This is a genomic window from Methanobrevibacter gottschalkii DSM 11977 (genome assembly GCF_003814835.1).
GTDB classification, from domain to species: Archaea; Methanobacteriota; Methanobacteria; order Methanobacteriales; family Methanobacteriaceae; genus Methanocatella; species Methanocatella gottschalkii.
The window spans coordinates 335,507-354,388 of sequence record NZ_RKRG01000001.1; the positions used below are offsets into that span (position 1 = coordinate 335,507).

General features: G+C 29.6%; 18 protein-coding genes. 6 read left to right on the top strand and 12 right to left on the bottom strand.

Annotated elements, in window-relative coordinates:
• Positions 1-12: 12 nt before the first annotated feature.
• From EDC42_RS01730 to EDC42_RS01765, 8 genes are all read right to left on the bottom strand, one after another.
• A complete protein-coding gene (locus EDC42_RS01730) occupies positions 13-705 on the bottom strand; it encodes a TOBE domain-containing protein (protein ID WP_069574915.1) in 693 nt (230 codons plus the stop codon).
• Positions 706-871: 166 nt separating this feature from the next.
• Positions 872-2,428, bottom strand: coding sequence for a flippase (locus EDC42_RS01735; RefSeq protein WP_123833371.1), 1,557 nt, complete (start codon positions 2,426-2,428; stop codon positions 872-874).
• A 48-nt stretch (positions 2,429-2,476) separates the two neighbouring features.
• Positions 2,477-3,061, bottom strand: coding sequence for a flavodoxin family protein (locus EDC42_RS01740; RefSeq protein ID WP_091698573.1), 585 nt, complete (start codon positions 3,059-3,061; stop codon positions 2,477-2,479).
• A 58-nt stretch (positions 3,062-3,119) separates the two neighbouring features.
• On the bottom strand, positions 3,120-3,458 hold the full coding sequence (locus tag EDC42_RS01745; protein WP_069574862.1) for a DUF2149 domain-containing protein: 339 nt from the start codon (positions 3,456-3,458) through the stop codon (positions 3,120-3,122).
• A gap of 8 nt (positions 3,459-3,466) precedes the next feature.
• Positions 3,467-4,108 carry a MotA/TolQ/ExbB proton channel family protein gene (locus EDC42_RS01750; RefSeq protein WP_069574861.1) on the bottom strand — a complete coding sequence of 214 codons (642 nt, stop codon included), beginning with the start codon at positions 4,106-4,108 and terminating at the stop codon, positions 3,467-3,469.
• Positions 4,109-4,142: 34 nt separating this feature from the next.
• The gene (locus EDC42_RS01755; protein ID WP_069574860.1) at positions 4,143-4,826 is read right to left on the bottom strand and encodes a DUF2162 family putative transporter; all 684 of its coding nucleotides are present in this window, start codon (positions 4,824-4,826) and stop codon (positions 4,143-4,145) included.
• Between the two features lie 17 nt (positions 4,827-4,843).
• The gene (locus EDC42_RS01760; RefSeq protein ID WP_069574859.1) at positions 4,844-5,359 is read right to left on the bottom strand and encodes a hypothetical protein; all 516 of its coding nucleotides are present in this window, start codon (positions 5,357-5,359) and stop codon (positions 4,844-4,846) included.
• A 118-nt stretch (positions 5,360-5,477) separates the two neighbouring features.
• The gene (locus tag EDC42_RS01765; protein WP_069574858.1) at positions 5,478-8,408 is read right to left on the bottom strand and encodes an FmdE family protein; all 2,931 of its coding nucleotides are present in this window, start codon (positions 8,406-8,408) and stop codon (positions 5,478-5,480) included.
• 630 nt (positions 8,409-9,038) lie between these two features.
• On the opposite strand from EDC42_RS01765, the gene EDC42_RS01770 reads away from it, so the two are divergent.
• From EDC42_RS01770 to EDC42_RS01780, 3 genes are all read left to right on the top strand, one after another.
• Positions 9,039-9,662, top strand: a complete 624-nt coding sequence (locus EDC42_RS01770; RefSeq protein WP_069574857.1) for an energy-coupling factor ABC transporter permease — start codon at positions 9,039-9,041, stop codon at positions 9,660-9,662.
• Between the two features lie 8 nt (positions 9,663-9,670).
• Positions 9,671-10,153, top strand: a complete 483-nt coding sequence (locus EDC42_RS01775) for a hypothetical protein (protein WP_069574856.1) — start codon at positions 9,671-9,673, stop codon at positions 10,151-10,153.
• Positions 10,154-10,249: 96 nt separating this feature from the next.
• The gene (locus EDC42_RS01780) at positions 10,250-11,089 is read left to right on the top strand and encodes a phosphoserine phosphatase (RefSeq protein WP_069574855.1); all 840 of its coding nucleotides are present in this window, start codon (positions 10,250-10,252) and stop codon (positions 11,087-11,089) included.
• On the opposite strand, the gene EDC42_RS01785 is transcribed toward EDC42_RS01780, so the two are convergent.
• The 3 genes from EDC42_RS01785 to EDC42_RS01795 are packed head-to-tail and all read right to left on the bottom strand — an operon-like array spanning position 11,086 to position 14,542.
• Positions 11,086-11,367, bottom strand: a complete 282-nt coding sequence (locus tag EDC42_RS01785; RefSeq protein ID WP_069574854.1) for a zinc ribbon domain-containing protein — start codon at positions 11,365-11,367, stop codon at positions 11,086-11,088. The genes EDC42_RS01780 and EDC42_RS01785 overlap by 4 nt on opposite strands.
• Before the next feature lie 53 nt (positions 11,368-11,420).
• Positions 11,421-12,662, bottom strand: a complete 1,242-nt coding sequence (locus tag EDC42_RS01790; RefSeq protein ID WP_069574864.1) for a bifunctional 5,6,7,8-tetrahydromethanopterin hydro-lyase/3-hexulose-6-phosphate synthase — start codon at positions 12,660-12,662, stop codon at positions 11,421-11,423.
• Between the two features lie 53 nt (positions 12,663-12,715).
• Entirely contained in the window at positions 12,716-14,542 is a 1,827-nt protein-coding gene (locus EDC42_RS01795) for a threonine--tRNA ligase (protein WP_069574853.1), read from the bottom strand.
• A 129-nt stretch (positions 14,543-14,671) separates the two neighbouring features.
• On the opposite strand from EDC42_RS01795, the gene cfbB reads away from it, so the two are divergent.
• Positions 14,672-16,027 carry a Ni-sirohydrochlorin a,c-diamide synthase gene (gene cfbB, locus EDC42_RS01800; RefSeq protein WP_069574852.1) on the top strand — a complete coding sequence of 452 codons (1,356 nt, stop codon included), beginning with the start codon at positions 14,672-14,674 and terminating at the stop codon, positions 16,025-16,027.
• A gap of 1 nt (position 16,028) precedes the next feature.
• A complete protein-coding gene (locus EDC42_RS01805) occupies positions 16,029-17,090 on the top strand; it encodes an oligosaccharide repeat unit polymerase family protein (protein ID WP_069574851.1) in 1,062 nt (353 codons plus the stop codon).
• Here the strand turns inward: EDC42_RS01805 and EDC42_RS01810 are convergent.
• Positions 17,076-17,978, bottom strand: coding sequence for a restriction endonuclease (locus tag EDC42_RS01810; protein ID WP_069574850.1), 903 nt, complete (start codon positions 17,976-17,978; stop codon positions 17,076-17,078). The two genes, EDC42_RS01805 and EDC42_RS01810, sit on opposite strands and share 15 nt — an antisense overlap.
• Before the next feature lie 123 nt (positions 17,979-18,101).
• Between EDC42_RS01810 and surE the strand changes: the two genes are divergently transcribed.
• Positions 18,102-18,878: a 5'/3'-nucleotidase SurE gene (gene surE / locus EDC42_RS01815; RefSeq protein ID WP_069574849.1), complete on the top strand. Its 777-nt coding sequence runs from the start codon at positions 18,102-18,104 to the stop codon at positions 18,876-18,878.
• Positions 18,879-18,882 lie beyond the last annotated feature (4 nt).

Genomic DNA, 18,882 nt, shown 5'->3' on the forward strand with positions numbered 1-18,882 from the left:
CTCCTCATAATATCATAATTTTAATGTTGCAACAGACATTGCTTTAAAACCTACATAAACTTCGGTGCCTATATTAAGATTTAACTCTTTTTCAGCAGAAACAGTAATATCAGAACACAAAACAACTCCGCCAACATCCACTTTAACACGAATTATCTCATTTTGAAGACTCATTTCAATGATCTGGCCTTTTAAAACATTACGGATACTTGAAGACTGAGGTTCCAGCATTAAAAATATATTATCATAACTTATTAAAGCTAAAATTTTATCCCCAATATCATAATTCCTGTTTAACGGGGCATTTATTTCAAACTGATTCATTTTAATAGTCATTACACCCTTCTCAACATTAATGTCAACAATATCCGCTTCAATTTCATTAACGTCCTTATGAAGTTCCATGATTGCATTAATCTTTTTACACTCCTTTAAGATAGAGTAACCCTCATCTGTAAGAGAGGTTCCTCCACCTCCACCTTTACCACCTTTAGTAGTATTAACAATTTTTACATTAAGTGCAGATTCCATTTTTTCAATATAACTTAAAGCAGTCCTATAAGAAACTTTAATTTCCTTAGACGCATTTGTTAAAGAACCAGTATCTAAGATAGATTGTAATAATTGGTATTTTTTATTATCCAATAAAAATAAATTACCATCAACATTAATTTTATATTCAACACCAGCATTTACATCCGCCATGATAATCTCCCGAATATTATATTTATATTTCCCATAATTAAATAATTTTTGATTATATGCCACATGACCACATTTTTTTAATATTACATGATTATACACAATATCCGAGTTTGTTGAATCACCAGATGAACGAACCAGCACTATGCATATCACATATGACACATGTCTATCTAAATTCAATCCTTTCAACAAAATTTAACATTTTATTAATAAGTTTAGAAAACGGGCCAAATTTAGATGAAAATTTCCTTAAACTTTCAATATCATCTTTTTGGAAAAATTTAACTAAAATCAAAGCAAAAAAGTAAACAACCATACATAATACTATCCCAGGGAATAAAAATAAAGTACTTTTTGGGATAAAGTATGCAACTATACCCATAACTGCAGAAGCAACCAATATTTTAGCTACTGCAACAACAGGAGCTTTGGTTTTTGTTAATCTAAATACAAAGTATATACATGGAACCATCATTAAAAAACAAGCAACACTAGTAGCAAGTGCACCACCAGCGATTCCAAGAGTTGGAACCATTATCCAATTAAGAACTCCAGTAACAACAGCCCCGCCAACTAAAATATACATAGGAATTCTTGGATTTCCAATACCTTGAACAATACTAGTTGAAATAGCAAATATTGAATAAAAGGTCATTCCAATAGATAGAATTGCTAATGCCATTGCTCCAGCCACATAAGCAGGATTTTTAAAGTAGAGAACTCTTAAAGTAGGTTCTGCAAATAATGCAAGACCAACACACATCGGAACAACAAACAACAATGAAAACTTATAAGCTTCTGAAACATATTTTTGAAGCATGCCAATGTCTTTTAACTTGAATGCCTCAGAAGAAGCCGGTAAAATTGTAGTTGCGATGGAAATTGAAATAATTAAAGGAAGCCTTGCAATAGGATCTGCCGCAGCGAAAAATCCAATGTCATCAAATGTTAAAAATTTACCCATAACAATTGTACAGATATTATAAATAAGCATTTCAGCAATAGCTGTAATAATTACAGGAATAGAAAATTTAACCAGGACAGTTGCAAGTTTTAATTCATCACGTCTTGTAAAAACAAAATCATCACTAGGTTCCGGTATTAAATTTCCCATATGATATTTGAAAATATAAACCGCCGCTACAACAGAAAGAGAATATCCTAAAACAGTACCCCATAACGCTCCAACTGTAGATAAACCTATTAATACAAATGCAGTTGCAAATAAAATCATACCAAGTTGCTCTACAGCACGAGTATATACAATATACTCCATTTTATATACCCCTTGGAATGCTCCTCTAAATGCACCAACAATAACACTGAATGGAGTAATAAGCCCTACAATCTGTAAAGGGATTAAAGCTTCAGGTTTCCCCAAATAACCATAAGCCAAATATGGAGCAACAATGAAAATCATCAATACTCCAAAGAATAAACCTAGAAAAACCATAATCTTTAAGGCAGTGTAGATTGTTTGCCGAGCCATGTCCTTTTCATCAATAGCTTCGTATTCTGCAACATATTTAGCAATAGCGGGAGGGAGCCCACCAGCAGATAAAGTCTGAAAAATTCCTTGAAATGGTAAAGTAATTCCTAAAATACCATATGCAGTAGGTCCAAGTAAAATTGCCATTAAGAAACGGTAAATATAACCCCCAATACGGAAAATTACATTACCTATTAAAATTATTAAACTACCACGAATTAACTTATTTGCCATAATCTAGCCTTAAAAATATCTATCATTAATATAAATCGATTTTAATATTTAAATATATTTATTTAGAAAATTTTCAAATTCGTGCAAAGTTCTGTTTAATGAATCCATACCATAATAATCTTCTTTAATATCATCTAAAGAATCTTTTGACCAGAATGAAGCACCTAAATTAGAACCAAAAGGACCTCCACTTACTGGAATAATACCATGTATCATGAAATAAGTAATATTTTTTAAATGGGCAAAATCTTGTCCACCTGTACGATCGCCGCCAACAGTGATGCTCATTCCGATTTTACCTCTTAGAATATTATAATCGATAGCTTCTAATGCTCTAGTCCTATCCATAATAGCTGACAGATAACTACTGATACCACCATTTTGAACTGGAGTAGCTAAAATAATCCCATCAGCAGTTAAAAGACCTTTATAAACATCCCCCATGTCATCTTGGATTATGCATTTTTTATGTTCCAAACAATAATCACAATGCATGCACGGTTTAATATCTTTTGATTGGCAAGTAAACATTTCCGTTTCAAAACCTTCTTCATTCAGTCTCCTCATAGCTTTTGATAACGCATATTCAGTTGTATTATTTCTAGGACTAGCACAAATACCAAAAATCTTCATGAAAATAGTTTTATTTACATTAATTAAAATAATTTTGTAAAAAAATAATTTTGATTAATTAACCTTCAACCATGATTAATTTACCCGTGTCAGAATCTCGATAAACTTTACCCATTTCAGTAAAACCTTTTCCAGAAGATTTACTTATATCCGGAGTATCATTTAATTCATTGCCCTGGTCAATTTGTGAAACCTCTTTTATTGCATTTTTCACTTTTTCTTTTTGTTGTTCATCCATATTTTCATTAAATACAATATTCTGCATGTTCCAAGAAATAACTAAAAATATCAGCAGTCCAACAGCAATAACCAACATTACATCAACTAAATTTGATGTTCCACTCATAGGATCTTCTTCACCTTGACTGAGAAATTTTCCTTTTTTTCTACGAATCATAATAATCCCTAATCGTTTAAATTCTCTAAAACTGCATTTACAAATAACTGAAGATTAGATGAATATTCCTCATACCATCTACGTCTAATTTTTGATATAACATAAGCAACAGCACCAGACCCGATACCAACGACTGTTGTGTCGAATGCTACAATGATAGCAGCAGCCAATGTTGAAACATCCCCATTACCTAATGCTGCAAGACCGGGACCCATTGGGATTAAAGTACCCATTAATCCAAGAGTTGGACCAATACGAGTAACAATATCTATTTTTTCAAGAGATTTGGCCATGACGACCTCTTCTTCCTCAATTAAATTTAAAGCCCATGATTCTCGAGATTCACAAGATAATGAATGTGCATCAGCTATTTTTAATAGAACTTCTTTTTGAGAATTATAAATCTCTGAACCATCAACAGCATGTTTAAGTTCATCGACTGTTTTAGAATTAACTAAAGAAAATATTAACTTTTCTTTATAATCCCTATTTAATTTTATACGAGTCCTATAATCTGAAATAAGACCTCCAAAAGCAAAAACTGCAAAAACTGCAAAAATCAATAAGAAAATAATTACTGGAATCTGTAAACTTTGAGAAACTACATTTAAAGCAGCAGTTAAAAACTCACTCCCAGGAATAGCCACCATATAAATCACCATATAATTTTTTATAATTTTAAAATCATTTCAATAAAGTATTTCTTTTATAATACAACAAACCTAAAACCATTATCACAATCAATAAAATAAAAATAAAAGCTATTGAATCAATTGAAACAATATTTATAGGTTTCATATCCCCCATATTCAAAGAGATGATATTTGGAAGCAATAATGAAATCATTAAACAATAAATTCCCAATATTAAATACAAGCTTCCAAAACTTCTATAAGACCTATCAATCAACTTTAATTTTCTACAAGCAAAGAATACAACAAGGATCAATGAATTAAACAATAGTGTTGCTAATAAACTAATTTGTAAATCATCCAATCCAAAAATAGATTCTTTAGAACCTATACAAATTAACATCACCAATATAAAACTTAAGTAAGATAACAAAAGAACATTTATAAAAGTTCTTCCGCACCCATTTTCTTTGATAATAATATATCCTATAAACATTAATAGGAATGCAATTAAAAACAATAAAACATAATTATAACTACCTATAATTGAATTTAACTGAATTTTAAAAATGCAAATCGAATAAATAAGAATTAAAGTAGATATAAATAAAACAAAAACTAATTTGACTAAATTTTTATTCGAATTAATTTTAGAATTAATAACCAAACCAATAGATATCGCAAAAACCACTATTGAAACAGCAAATCCAACAGACCATAACAAACTAAAACTCATAATATCTCCAAGTTATTTTAAGAAAATAATTTAAATAGAATAACACTTATGAAAAACCCACAAAACAATACAATAATCAATAATAGAATATTGTTTACTGTAAATAATTCATCATTATCAATTTCACCTGAATCATTAGTTAAATTTTCATTTGTTTTATTTGCATCTTTAAGAGAAGAATTATCTTTTACAACAGAATTAGATGATGAACCTTGATATGAATCATGGTTTGAATCATGAGCTCCTGAAGAACTAGAGCTACTAGAATAAGGGTCAGAACTAGAATAACTAGAACTACGTGAAGAACTAGAGCTACTAGAAGAAGATGAAGCTGGAACGGTAGAACCACCAGAGTTACTTGAAGAACCAGAACTACCTGAAGAAGATCCGGAATTACTTGATGAACCAACATCATCAGAAGTCACTTCTTCCACATACTCAGAACCATGACCAGGATGAGCGAATACTCCAGATGCTGCAAATGACATAATAAAAATAACTGAAATCAACAATGCTAATTTTTTACATTCCATTTAACCACCACATAATTAAATTAAATTTAATTAAGTAAAATTCTTAAAAAATTTATTTAATTAAATTTAACTTAAAAAAATAAAAAAATAATAACTCAGAGAGTTATTACCTTTAAAACTATTTTTTATCACGTTTCATATAACCTACACCAAGCAAAATTCCAATAGCCAATACACCAATTAAAGCATAAATTAAACTATTTGAATCAGCAGATTTTGCTGCAGGAGATTTAGATACCTCATATGATTTTGCATCATCAGGACCGTTTTGTGAATCTTCAGATTCAGCATCTTTAGTAAACTCGCCAACATATGCACTAGAAACTACTGCACCAGAAGTTCCAACACTTCCAGAAGATGAAGGATTGGAATTTGTATGAGATGCTATAGCATTTGAACTACTGTTAGAATTGGAATTTGAATTACTATTAGGGTTAATGTTAGGCTTAGAGTTTGAATTTGAATTACTATTGGAATTTTGATTTATTGATTTTAATAAATCTTCTTTAGTGATATCATCAAGGCTTTTCAAGTATGAAAGTACATTAAAATCATCACCAGCACCTTGTTTTAACATGTTAAATTGTTCTTCAGTAATCCATTTTTCATTTACGGTTGAGACAATTGGTTTAGATTTAACATTTGGATTGTTCCTATTACCATATATGTCAATATAAGCTTTAATTTGACTAGCACGTTTTGCTTCACTAGTTACATACATACTTGTGTCAATTGTACCCCAATCATCAAAATTAACAATTACTGCCTTACCTATTTTAAGATTTTTATCCCATACGACAAGAACACCTTGAGATATTCCATTTTCAGTTTCATTTTTTGGTAATTTTTGTACATAAAAAGTACCTAAACCTGGAGATAAATCCAATAGATAAGTTAAACTGTCATCTTTACAATAAATACTAGATGCAATGTAAGTGTAAGATTCATTTTCACCTAATGGATATTTTTCCTGAATATAATCAGTTATAAAGAAACCTGGTTGAACGCCAGGACATACATGAGCATGATACAAGAAAGTAGCCATCTGATCAAATAAAGGATGTTCATTCCATGCGTTTACAATACTTTGAATATTAAACCAATTTCCATCAGGAACAAAAGATTTTGCAATAGCTTTTAATTTATCACTATTATTTAATGTTTCAAAACCAATATCCACAACTCTATTACCATCAAGAGTTCCAACAAAGAAATCTTTAGTATCTGGATTATATCTTAAATAAATCATATCAACTAAATCAGAATCCGGATAACGAATTGCAAATGCAAACCACAACGGTTTCCATACAGCTTGGTGAAGACTTAATAAATTTTGACTATATAATGTTCCTCCAAGGACTTCATGAAGACCATCACGAACAACTACAGTATCTTGGCCATTTAAAAATGCATATCCTGCATCAGTTAAAGCTAGAAAATCAATATCATCCCTATCAATTTCAACACCCAATTCTTCATTGAATATTTTTTTAGCTTTATTGGCTGCATCAATACCAATTTGTTTAAGTTCAGCATCAGTTAATTTAGCATGAGCAACACTATTGATTGTTCTTTTAGCAGTGGGGAGATTTAAAGATAAAATATAGTTTAAATCTAAACCATGACCATCAAGACCATACTCTGCAGGTTCACCATCATAAGTTATATTTTCAGTAGTTCCCATCAAGTAATTATATTGTTCTTGATTTAAACCTGTAAATTCATATAAAAAATCAACTAATTTTTCAGGATTATTATTAATTTTATTAATCCACCAAGAGCAGTATTTTAATTCTTCCAAACTTCCAGCATCAGCATTTATTTTAGTTTCTTTTTTGAAAAGTTTTTTAAGTTTAGTGGAATTAAATGACATGATAATTAAATCACCAGTCTTTTGTTTGGAATTCCATTTAATAAAACCAATCATATTCTCAGTAGCCCCAGTATTAGTGGTATTCATACCAGCATAACCAGTTTTACCAATTGTATCATCTAAAAAGAATAATGCTGCATCATCATCCGATCCGCCAGGAACTCCGAGTACTTTATAAGCAGTAATATCTGCAGGAGAACCAATTCCACCAGGATTATTTTCTTGCTCAGGCGGATAGTATTTCAACAAAGCTTGAATAATACTATATCCACCCAAAGTACCTTCACAAATATGGCCATGAAAAGCGGCTTCTTGAAGAATTTCTCTAGAAACACCAGCAGCCCAACCATTTGCCAAGCTAGCAAATGCCCAGGAATTTTCACCAACAAGTGACTTATAATATTTATTCCATTGAGCTTTTGTCATGTTCTCAGAAATAGTTCCCAAATATGAATATTTAGTAGATGCATTTTGGAAAATGATAGCTTTTAACTCATTTCCTTTCTTAACAATAAAAGCAAAATCAATAGGATCAATAGCACTTTGACGTAACATTAATATATTGCTATAAGATATTTTTCCATAATTAACCATTGCTTCCATTGCATCTTCACTAGTCTTACCATTATATTTTGCAACACCAGCAGTTGTAATAGCTAAAACATCATCAGCATTTTTAAAATCAAGTAATTTATCTGCTTCCGCAGTTACATCTCTACCTAATTTGTAACTTTCAGAAGATTCCATATTAAAAGTGACATTAGCCAAAATAGATTTACCCATGTTTGGAGTGACTATTTTATATTGAGTCAAATATCCCGGTGCAGAAATAGAAATATTAAGTTTATCTGCAATATTTGTAGAATTAATTATAACATTATAATTTTGATATGAACTATTAAATTCTTTTGATATAATATGTTTATCATTAACTTTAATAGTAGGATTTATTTTTCCATTATCATCAGCATATTGATAATTAACTTTAACATTTAAATTAGATATATCCAAATCATCTTCAGATAAATCATCTTGCTGAATATCCGTAGAGATTGGATTTTCAAAAACATCTGAATTACCGATATCTTCTGCATAAACTCCACCTGCCATTAGCAAAACTAAAATGCAAAAAAATAAAAGTGAAATTAAATGTTTGTTAATATTTTTACCCCCCATATTATTTTAAATTCATTTGTATCCATAATTGAATATGCAATAATAAAGATTAATCGTATGAATACATTTTAAAAATTGAAGTAATAAATATATAAATATAATTATTATTTATATTAATAAAAATTATAAAAAAGTATTACTATTCCATTATTTGAACTATTGAAAAAAGAACAATGAAAAAGAATTATAATAAGATTCTGATAAAAAAAGTTTAATTACAAGAAATAATTCAAAAAAATAGATTGTTTTATTAAAAACCGTTTCTAATCTGCTAAAAATTGAAATAAATAAAAGATTTAACAAAATTCAAAAAGTAATAATAAAAAATATCGTATCTTTAATAACAAAGTTATAAAAAAGTATTACGAATTTAAAAAGTAATACATTTCATATTTGGACAAATAAAACCATAATTACATCTTAATTATTATAAACCAAGCAGTAAAATGAAATTAAATCTTATTACTTTTAAAAATTAGTTAAACAAAATTTTAAAATGAATAACAACAATTAAACAAACTAAAATAAGTAATACTCTTTTAAAAAATATCTAAAAAAAGTAATATGGAAATAGTATTATAATGTATTACTTCTAATTTCAACTATCGACAATTAAAAAAAAGTGAGAAAATGCATTTACCTGATGGAATAATAAGTTTCGAACAAGCAATAATCTATTGGACAATAACATTGATAATTGTTTCACTATTCTTTTACAAATTTTCTAATGATGAAAATAAAGAAAAAAGAATAATATCAATAGCTTTGTTTAGTGTTTTTACAATAGGCATTACATCATTATCAATCCCATCACCGCTTGGAGTGCCAATCCACTTCTTCATAATACCATTAATAGCTATGTTATTAGGTCCCTTTTCTAGCACAATAGTATCTTTTGTAACTTTGATTATGCAAGCATTAACTCTGAATATGGGTGGTATAACATCATTAGGTGCTAATTTCATTGTAATTGGATTCATATTGTCTGTAGCAACATATGGGTTTTATAAACTATTTTTAAATTTAAATAAAAAATTTGCAATATTTGGATCAACAGTTATTGGAATTATTATTGCCACATTTGGACAGATAGGCATTTTATTAATTTCAGGAGCAATGAACCTTGATGTATTATTATCAACATTATTGCCATTTTATGTATTCATCTCATTTATAGAAGGTTTTGCTAATGTGATTATAATAACAGCTATTGAAAAAATAAAACCCGAAATAATTGAAATAAATAAAATTTAGGTGATAAAATGAAATATTTAAAAATATCAATATTGTTATTAATATTACTTTTAGGAATAAGTACGGTGTCATCACATGGAGTAGATGTAACAGCAGACACCATGGTTGTTGCTAATGACAGCAATGGAAAAATGGTCAAAAGTATTGCAGAATCAAATAATATTAACATTAGCGTTTATAAATTCACATCTGAAGATGAAGTTACACATATCCTTGAACATAGTATAAACAACACAAACAAAAGAATATTGTTTACTGCATATCAAGAGACTGCTAATGATTTTTTAAAAAAGCATCCTGACATGTCCAATAGAATAATTGTAATAGACAATGTAAACGACAATACAACTCTTGAAGGACTTCAAAATATTATGAATGTGCCCGTAGAAAATGTAAATAGTGAAAATAATTTTGGATTGCCATTAACAATCGGTATCATAATAGGTTTATTAATTGGTATTGGCTGTGGAGCATATATAATGAAAAGATAGGAATTAAATTAATAATTCAAAATCCCCACTTCTTTTTTAAAAACTACATAATATTTATAATCTTAAAAACACAATATTATACTAAAAGGGATGATTATGAAGATTGGAAAAGGTATCGTGAAAAAATATTCTCGGAAGTATAACAGAACACTTAAAAATGGCGAACAAAAGAAATATACTACCGAACAAATACAAATTACCATCCCTAAAAATGAAGATATTTATTACAATCAAGAAGAAGTTTTAATTATCCCAAATAGTGAAATTGAAAATTTTAAGAGTAGAGAAGAAGAAAATGAATTTTTAAAAATCGCTAATTATTTTTATGTTGAGGAAGTGAAACAATTGAATGAACAGATGGATGAAAATTTAAACTCTACTTCAGAATATGAAAAAGAAATTGAAGAGTTAAAAGCTAAGATTACTTCTTTAAAAGATATTGAAGACAAATATAATTCAATTAAAAAAGATAATATTGACCAACTCAAACAAGAAAACGAGAATATTCGAGATAAACACTCCAAATTGATTATCGAGAATGAAAACTTAAAAAATAAATTTGTCAATATTAAAACTGAAAATGAAAACTTAAAAAGCAAATATTCAAGTATTAAAGAAGAAAATAGGAATCTTAAAATCAAATGTTCCAATTTAAAAGATGAACATTCCACTATTAAAGATAGTTACAATCAAGTTTCAACAAAATACGATCAGTTAAAACAAGAAAACCTCAATACAAAAACAGGTTATGCTGAAATCTATGAAATCAATGAAGAATTAGAAAAAGACTATGACACTCTTCGTTTAGAATACAATGACCTGGTCGATAAAATTAACAGTTTAGAAGAAGAATTATATAAAATTAAAGCTATGAAAGACCACGACACATATATAGCCAATAAAGTTAAAGAATTTATTTTAAAAAGTGGAAATTAAAGAGTTTTATAATCATCTTGAAACTCTGGATTCCATCTCTTAAGTCCTGGAATAAACACTGCAGTAATACCTGTAGCTTGTGTTTCAGGCAATCTCGGATTTTTTTCCATCATTTCCTTTGTTTTTCTTGTAATCATTTCTGCTAGAGTTATATCAGGTTCCGTATATTCACCATTTTGATAACAATCTTTACAAAAATCAGGGTTTAAACTTCCATCCTTGTTAGTTCCATAATCTTCTTTTACAATTGGTCTACCACATGAATTGCAAAATCCCATAATAAAAACTCCATTAAAAAAAATAGTTGTAAATTAGAAAAAAATCTAATTCACTAGTCATCTTTTACTTCAATGTTTTCATCTTCATCCATAGCAAGTCTCATGTTGTCTGGATCTGGTTCAAAATGTTCTAAGAAGTCTTGTGCAGCTCTTCTTACATCTTTAGAACCAATAATGTATCTACCAGCGATAATGATGTTAGCACCTTTTTCAATAGCTTCTTCAGCATTGTTAGGTCTAATACCACCTGCAACAGCAACAAGACCTTTATCACCAAGCATTGATTTAATATCTTTAATGTTACCCCATTCAGTCATGTCACTAGTGTCTTCACCATGTTCTGCTCTGTAAGTTTCCATGTCTACATTTCTGTGTAATAAAACAATATCTGGTTTTAAGTCTTTAGGAAGTTTGGCTAATTTTTCTTCAAATCCTGCGACATTCATCATGTCTAAAATGGAATAGATACCTTGTTTTTGAGTTTCATGAATAGCTTTAGCAATAGATTCAACAGTACCGAGACCAGAAATAGCTACTGCATCAGCAGTTTCATCTGCCGCCATTTTAACTTCAACACGACCCACATCTAAAGTTTTTAAGTCAGCAATAATGAATGCATCAGGACGTAAAGCTCTGATTTTGCCAATGATTCCAACACCGAATTTTTTAACGAGTGGAGTGCCAGCTTCGAGTAATATTCTGTCATTATCAGGCAAATCATTAATTATTCTTTCCATAGCATCTTCATTATCTAAGTCAAGAGCAACTTGTAAGTATGGTGGTGACCAAAGTTTTTTGACTTTGAATCCCATAATTGGATGAGTTCCACGGTCTTTTTCTGCTAAAACTTTTTCAATTGATGGATAATCTTCCATTGCTCTTCTGATAGCTAATTTGGTTGCTCCGTAGTTGTATTGATAAATTTTTCTGTAATCTTTAGCAGATGGATCAATGAATACACTTACATTAATTACAATATCTTCTACAATTTCTTTTGGAATATATCCGTCTTCTACTGCATCAGCTACTGCTCTTGCAACAGCAGTTTGTGCAGGTCCGAAAATTTTACCAGCATCATCTAAATCACCAACTGTTACTTTAGGAATAATTAAAGTAGCTGGTTTAGTCATTAAGTTAGGTCTAATTACGCTTGTTAAAGGAGTGTGTCCTACAGATAAGTTTGATAAACCATTAGCGAAAGCCTGACCAATAGGTCCGAATTTATCACCAATCAATAAATCAATGTGTGCTAATTCAGGGCCATCTCCAATAAGAGCTTCTCCTATTTTATACATTGGGTCCATTAAATTTCCTCCATATTATAGTATTAGTTTATTTATAGATATAATTATTGGAAGTTAATCCTTCTTGAGATATCTTTAGGCAAAGGTAATCTTCTAAAAGGTTTTCCTTCACATTTTTCGTTGATTTCATTAATTAACTCATCAACTGTCATGTCAACTTTTTCACCAGTCTCACGTACAGTTACTTGGAATTTGCCAGATTCAACTTCTTTATCTCCAACGACAAAAATGTATGGAATCCATTCTTTAGATGCATTTCTAATTTTTTTACCTACACTTTCATCCCTATCATCAATATCTACACGAATGTTTGAAGCATTAATTTTAGAATATAATTCTTCTGCAAATTCTTTGTGAGATTCACCAACAGTTAAAATTCTTGCCTGGATTGGACTTAACCAAGTTGGCAACATTGGTGATTTTTCGTTTAATTCAATTGCGGTTTTTTCAAGCATTGCACATAAAACTCTTTCAATACTTCCGGTTGGAGAACAGTGCAATATAGTTGGATTATGCTGTTCACCATCCTCTCCTAAGTAAGAAATATCAAATCTTTTACCACTTTCAACATCAATTTGAACAGTTGGATTTTCAATTGGACGACCTAAAGCATCGATGTTTGCTAAGTCTATTTTACATACCCAATAATGGTGTCTTTCTGGTAAAATTTCTAATAAGACAGGTTTTCCGAATTTTTCAGCAACTTCATACATCCATTCCTCATGCTCATCAAAGAAGTCCTGGGTTGCTCTGAAAATTACTTCAAAGTCCAAATTTAAATCGTTTCCAGTTTGCATGCACATTTCAGTTTGATTTGAAAATTCTTCAAGAGATGCCGGAACATCAGCACAGAATGAATGGAAATCAGGCATGGTAAATGCTCTTAATCTTTTAAGACCAACAACTTCTCCTTTTTTCTCAAAACGGAAACTATAAGTAGACAATTCATAAACTTTAGCAGGTAAGTTTTTCCAAGTTAAATATGAATCAGACATTACCCTAAATGCTCCAAAACAACAGGCAAATCTAAGCATTAAATTCTTTTTAGTATCAGTTCTATACTGTCTTTCACCAAATTTGTAAGCATGCTGATATATGGCTTCATTATCTAAATCATAGAAAATTGGAGTTTCAATTGGCATTGCTCCATGATCTACAGTAAGGTTGTAAACATAATCAGCGAGCAAATCTCTTATTAATCTACCTTTTGGATACCATCTAAGGTTTCCAACATCAGAAGCTGGTTCATAATCACAAATTTCTTTCTCCCTCATTAATTTAACATGAGGAGGTTCGCCTTCATCAGATGCGCCTTGTCCCAATTCATAATCAACTAGTTGTTTGAAAGTTTTATTATCAAATTCAAAGTCTTCAATTTGAGTGATTTTGTTACCTTCAAGAATTTGCCATTTTGAAGGTTTTCTTTCAACTTTAGCCTTTTCTGCATCATCAGCAGTGATAGTTCTTGAAAGTTCACTTAATGGATGACCTTTACAAGATATTTCAAATGCTTTATACCATCCGAAAGGCACTCTTTTTACATTAAAATCTTCAGCAAGTAAAGCTTCTTCCACATCTTTTAATATTTGTATAGCAACTTTTGGAGAGCTTAATGAAGAAGATAAGTGAGCATACGGATATAATACAATATTTTCAGCTTTAACTTGATCATTAGTTTTTTTAACTTCACTAACTAAATTTTTAACAATACCTTCTGGATTATTTTCATCATCTTTTTCAACAGCTGTAAATACAACTAAAGAATCATCAAAGGAACCTTCTTTTTTAGCTTCCTCAATATCTTCAGCTACAGGTGTTTTATTTTTTACATTATAATTTAAATAATCAGAATGAATTAATAAAATTCTCATTTTACCACCATATATTATGATTTAGATTTTATTTTTAATGTTATATAAAAATAGCTAATATTAAAAGTATTTTTGAATATGGATTTAAAAAGATAACTTTAATAAAATATCTCACCAATAATTATAAACATGAGAATTATTTTAGCAGGAACCGGAAGTGCAGTTGGAAAAACAACAATAGCTACCGGAATAATGAAAGCATTAAGTGAAAAATATAATGTTCAACCGTTTAAGGTTGGACCAGATTATATTGATCCATCTTACCACACATTAGCTACTGAAAATATTTCAAGAAATTTAGATTCGTTTTTTATGAAAGAAGGTCAAGTTAGGGATTCATATCTTAAGGGAATGGAAGGAAAAGATATTGCAATTATTGAAGGTGTAAGAGGACTTTTTGAAGGAATAGATTCTGTAAATGACATTGGAAGTACGGCTTCAATAGCGAAATCTCTAAAAGCACCAGTAATATTAATTATTAATTCTAGAAGCTTGGTTAAAAGTGCAGCAGCTATAGTTTTAGGATTTAAATCACTAGATCCTGAAATTAATATTGCAGGAGTTATTTTAAATAAAGTTAAAAATAAAGCACATTATCTGAAAACTAAAAAATCAATTGAAGAGATAACAAATACCGAGGTTATTGGTGGAATAATCCGTGATGACAATATTTCCATTGAACAAAGACATTTAGGCCTTGTTCCTGCCCGTGAAAGAGAAAGCTCACTTAAATTTATTGAATTATGGTCCGAAGTTATTAAAAATTCAATTGATTTGGATAGATTAATTGAAATTGCAAAAACTGCTCCAAGAATTACATCCAATATTACTCCTATCTGGAATAAATTAAATAAACAGCAGGTAAAAATAGGTGTTGCTTATGATGAAGTATTCAATTTTTATTATAAAGAAAATATTGAATCACTTGAAGCAAATAATGCTAAAATAAAATATTTTTCACCATTAAAGGATGAAGAGCTGCCTGATGTTGATGGAATATACATTGGTGGAGGATATCCAGAACTATTTTCAAAAGAACTTAATGCAAATCAAAATATGCTATCACAAATCAAGAACTTCCACATGGAAGACAGACCTATTTTTGCCGAATGTGGTGGTTTAATGTATCTTATGAACTCAATACATGAAGATGCAGTGGTAAATATATACCCTTATAAGTCAATTCTAACAGATAGAGTACAAGCATTAAAATACACTATCGCTGAAGTTAAAGAAGATAACATTATTTCTAAAAAAGGTGAAAAATTCAATGGTCATGAGTTTCATTACTCAAAAGTTCTTGTAAATGACAATAATATTAAAAACAAACTAGCATTTGAGATATTAAGAGGGAAAGGATCTTATAATAACCAAGACGGATTTATGGAAAGAAATACGCTTGCAAGTTATGTTCACACCCATGTAGCCGCTATGCCAAACTTCGGTGGAAACTTCTGTATTTCTTCTCTAGAAATTGGAGGATAAAATGAATATTAGAAAAATTGATTTTTTCAATCCATTAATTGTTGTAGTTGCAATTGTCGTTTTTTTATTAATGGGGTATGCCGGATCGTTTGACTACAGATTTGAAGATCCTCTCAACATGAATGTATTTTTAACAATTATTTTTGCATGCATTGTTTTTGCAACTGGCTTTTTAGTCATGGAAAATAAAATTATTGTTGATAAGACTAAGGAAATCAATTTTATTTCTGAAAGGTTATTAATAATTCTTGTTTTAATAGCTTTGATATTACAGACTCTAAATATAATCTTAATTGGAGGTATTCCTCTTTTTAATAGTGTTTTAAAGTCAAATTCAACAACAAATATTTGGAGAATAGCATATCCGCTATTTTTGATAATGATAAACCTTTTACTTGCAAAATATTATAATAAAAAATATTTAATTTTAGTTGCTCTTGGAGCTTTAATATTTGGTCTTAACGGATATAGAACATCTGTTTTGGGAATTTTAGGAAGTTCTTTTATTACCCTATATTATTTGAATAGAATATCTAAAAAAATAGGAATTTTATTCATAGCAATAATAGCTATTGGATTTATGGCAATCGGATATATTGCCTCCCAATCAATAGCTAATCAGCATTGGACATTGAATCCTGGTCAATTAGTACTGTATAGAGCAGCATTTACCCTAGAAGTTTTTGAAAAAATAATTCCCCTTGCCGGTTCAACAAATGGACATATTTTAAGTATGATTTTCTCATCTGGAAGCCCCAGAACATTTATAGGCGAATATGTCCTGCACTACAATGTTTGCCTTACTTCAACATTATTCGGACCAGTTACCCTTGATTTCGGATTAATTGGCCTTGCAATTCAAATGTTATTTATGGGAGTATTTATTGGAATAATATATAAATTAAAAGAAGGAATAGGAGTTGGAGTTTACTCCATTATTTTAACACACACATTAATTTGGATAGAAACAGGTCCCACAGACATTATGATTTGGTTTTTATATTTCCTTGGATTAATCTTAATAATAATTAATCATAATTATATTAAATTAAACAAAAATTAATATAATTAAAATAATTAATGAAATAAAGAATATGAATGTTCCTTTAACAATAAAATCCCTATTTCTATCAGTATACAATGATAAACCATATGAAAGGAATAATGCCACAATCATCTCAATTAATCCACTTATTCCAGCATCTACTTTTAATAGATTACCTGCAATATAAGAAATGATATATGAAACTGCTACAACTAAAATAATAAGAACAATTGGATTTTTAACTAAATTAAACAACAATGAATCTTGTCCAAAAGTACTTTTTCTGGATTGGTAATTATATAAATTAGTTACACCGGATAAACTACTATTTCTTGAACTTCCCCTATTTAAAATTGATGAAAATCCAGTGTGCCTATCTTCATCGATTTGCCTATACAATGTATTTTTATAAACAGCAGGATTTTGCTCCCTTCTTCTCATCAAATACTCCATATCAGAAGCATCATAAGTATATTCAGGATATTCATCTTCAATATATTGGGATGCTCCTCCATCATAAGGAGTATTATCCAATGTAGTTTGTGAAGTCCTGTCCTGATATTTCTTAGCAAGTTCAAGTAAATTATCCCTATCTACTAATTTAATGTTTTTTCTAAGAGCATAGTTCTTTGCTTGATCTGAAAAATAAGATGAAGAAACAATAGTTACCTTAGATGCTTTAATACTCTGTTGAACTTCTTCCATTTCCCTTAATACATCGACTCCAATTTTAAAATCTTTATCATAGTTTTTACATGCTACAACAACACCAAAATCGCCAATTGTAGTAGGTAAAATAGCATATATATCTATAACTCTCTGAGAAGTTTTAAAATTCTTATAAACCTTAAAACCAGAGTCCTCCATTACTTTAGCTATAAAATTAATTAATTGTGGTTTTTCCAAGTTTCCACCCGTTGTATTTTTTGCAGTTATTATTATAATTTATAAAGGAAATTGTTATTAAACTTTTTTATACAATTAATAAAATATAAAATTATTTTAACAAGATTAAACCTTAATATAATTATGAATGCATTAATAAGTAACGATGATGGAATAACCGCTTCAGGAATTCTAGCTTCAAAAAAAGCCATGGAAAATTTATGTGATACATACGTTGTTGCACCTGAAACACAACAAAGTGGAATAGGCCATGCATTAACATTATTTGAACCATTGAGAGTAAATGAATATACTTTAAGAGATGGAAGCATGGGTTATGGTGTGAATGGAACACCAACCGATGCTGTAACAATTGGATTATTTGAAATATTAGATAAAAAACCAGACATAATGATTTCTGGAATAAATACTGGTTTTAATATTGGAAAAGCAGAATTAACAACATCCGGAACATTAGGAGCAGCAATGGAAGCTGCAAGTTTTGGAATTCCTACAATCGCCATTTCTCAAGAAGTAACACAGGACGATGTTAAATTTGAAAATGGTAAAGTAGAAGTAGATTTTGATTTTGCAGTTAAAATGCTTAATAAATTAGCAAAAATAGTATTAAAAAAAGGATTACCTGAAGGAATTGATTTGCTAAACGTTAATATTCCTGTAAACCCTTCAGATGATGAATTTGAAGTTGTAGAATTAGGAAATAGGATGTATTCCCCTGTAGTCGAACAGCGCTTAGATCCCCGTGGAAAACCATACTACTGGATTGATGGCGAACCCTATGAGTTTAATGAACCTGGAAGCGATGGTTATGAATTAAAAATAAAACAAAAAACTACAATTACACCATTAAAAATTGATTTAACTGGTGATATGAGCTTAATAAAAGAATGGTTAAAGTAAAATA

What these genes read in the sequence shown, in the direction of transcription:
- EDC42_RS01730 (WP_069574915.1), bottom strand. Translation starts at nt 705, where the DNA reads ATGGCGGATGTAAATGCTGGTGTTGAATATAAAATTAATGTTGATGGT.
- EDC42_RS01735 (WP_123833371.1), bottom strand. Translation starts at nt 2,428, where the DNA reads ATGGCAAATAAGTTAATTCGTGGTAGTTTAATAATTTTAATAGGTAAT.
- EDC42_RS01740 (WP_091698573.1), bottom strand. Translation starts at nt 3,061, where the DNA reads ATGAAGATTTTTGGTATTTGTGCTAGTCCTAGAAATAATACAACTGAA.
- EDC42_RS01745 (WP_069574862.1), bottom strand. Translation starts at nt 3,458, where the DNA reads ATGATTCGTAGAAAAAAAGGAAAATTTCTCAGTCAAGGTGAAGAAGAT.
- EDC42_RS01750 (WP_069574861.1), bottom strand. Translation starts at nt 4,108, where the DNA reads ATGGTGGCTATTCCTGGGAGTGAGTTTTTAACTGCTGCTTTAAATGTA.
- EDC42_RS01755 (WP_069574860.1), bottom strand. Translation starts at nt 4,826, where the DNA reads ATGAGTTTTAGTTTGTTATGGTCTGTTGGATTTGCTGTTTCAATAGTG.
- EDC42_RS01760 (WP_069574859.1), bottom strand. Translation starts at nt 5,359, where the DNA reads ATGGAATGTAAAAAATTAGCATTGTTGATTTCAGTTATTTTTATTATG.
- EDC42_RS01765 (WP_069574858.1), bottom strand. Translation starts at nt 8,408, where the DNA reads ATGGGGGGTAAAAATATTAACAAACATTTAATTTCACTTTTATTTTTT.
- EDC42_RS01770 (WP_069574857.1), top strand. Translation starts at nt 9,039, where the DNA reads ATGCATTTACCTGATGGAATAATAAGTTTCGAACAAGCAATAATCTAT.
- EDC42_RS01775 (WP_069574856.1), top strand. Translation starts at nt 9,671, where the DNA reads ATGAAATATTTAAAAATATCAATATTGTTATTAATATTACTTTTAGGA.
- EDC42_RS01780 (WP_069574855.1), top strand. Translation starts at nt 10,250, where the DNA reads ATGAAGATTGGAAAAGGTATCGTGAAAAAATATTCTCGGAAGTATAAC.
- EDC42_RS01785 (WP_069574854.1), bottom strand. Translation starts at nt 11,367, where the DNA reads ATGGGATTTTGCAATTCATGTGGTAGACCAATTGTAAAAGAAGATTAT.
- EDC42_RS01790 (WP_069574864.1), bottom strand. Translation starts at nt 12,662, where the DNA reads ATGTATAAAATAGGAGAAGCTCTTATTGGAGATGGCCCTGAATTAGCA.
- EDC42_RS01795 (WP_069574853.1), bottom strand. Translation starts at nt 14,542, where the DNA reads ATGAGAATTTTATTAATTCATTCTGATTATTTAAATTATAATGTAAAA.
- cfbB (WP_069574852.1), top strand. Translation starts at nt 14,672, where the DNA reads ATGAGAATTATTTTAGCAGGAACCGGAAGTGCAGTTGGAAAAACAACA.
- EDC42_RS01805 (WP_069574851.1), top strand. Translation starts at nt 16,029, where the DNA reads ATGAATATTAGAAAAATTGATTTTTTCAATCCATTAATTGTTGTAGTT.
- surE (WP_069574849.1), top strand. Translation starts at nt 18,102, where the DNA reads ATGAATGCATTAATAAGTAACGATGATGGAATAACCGCTTCAGGAATT.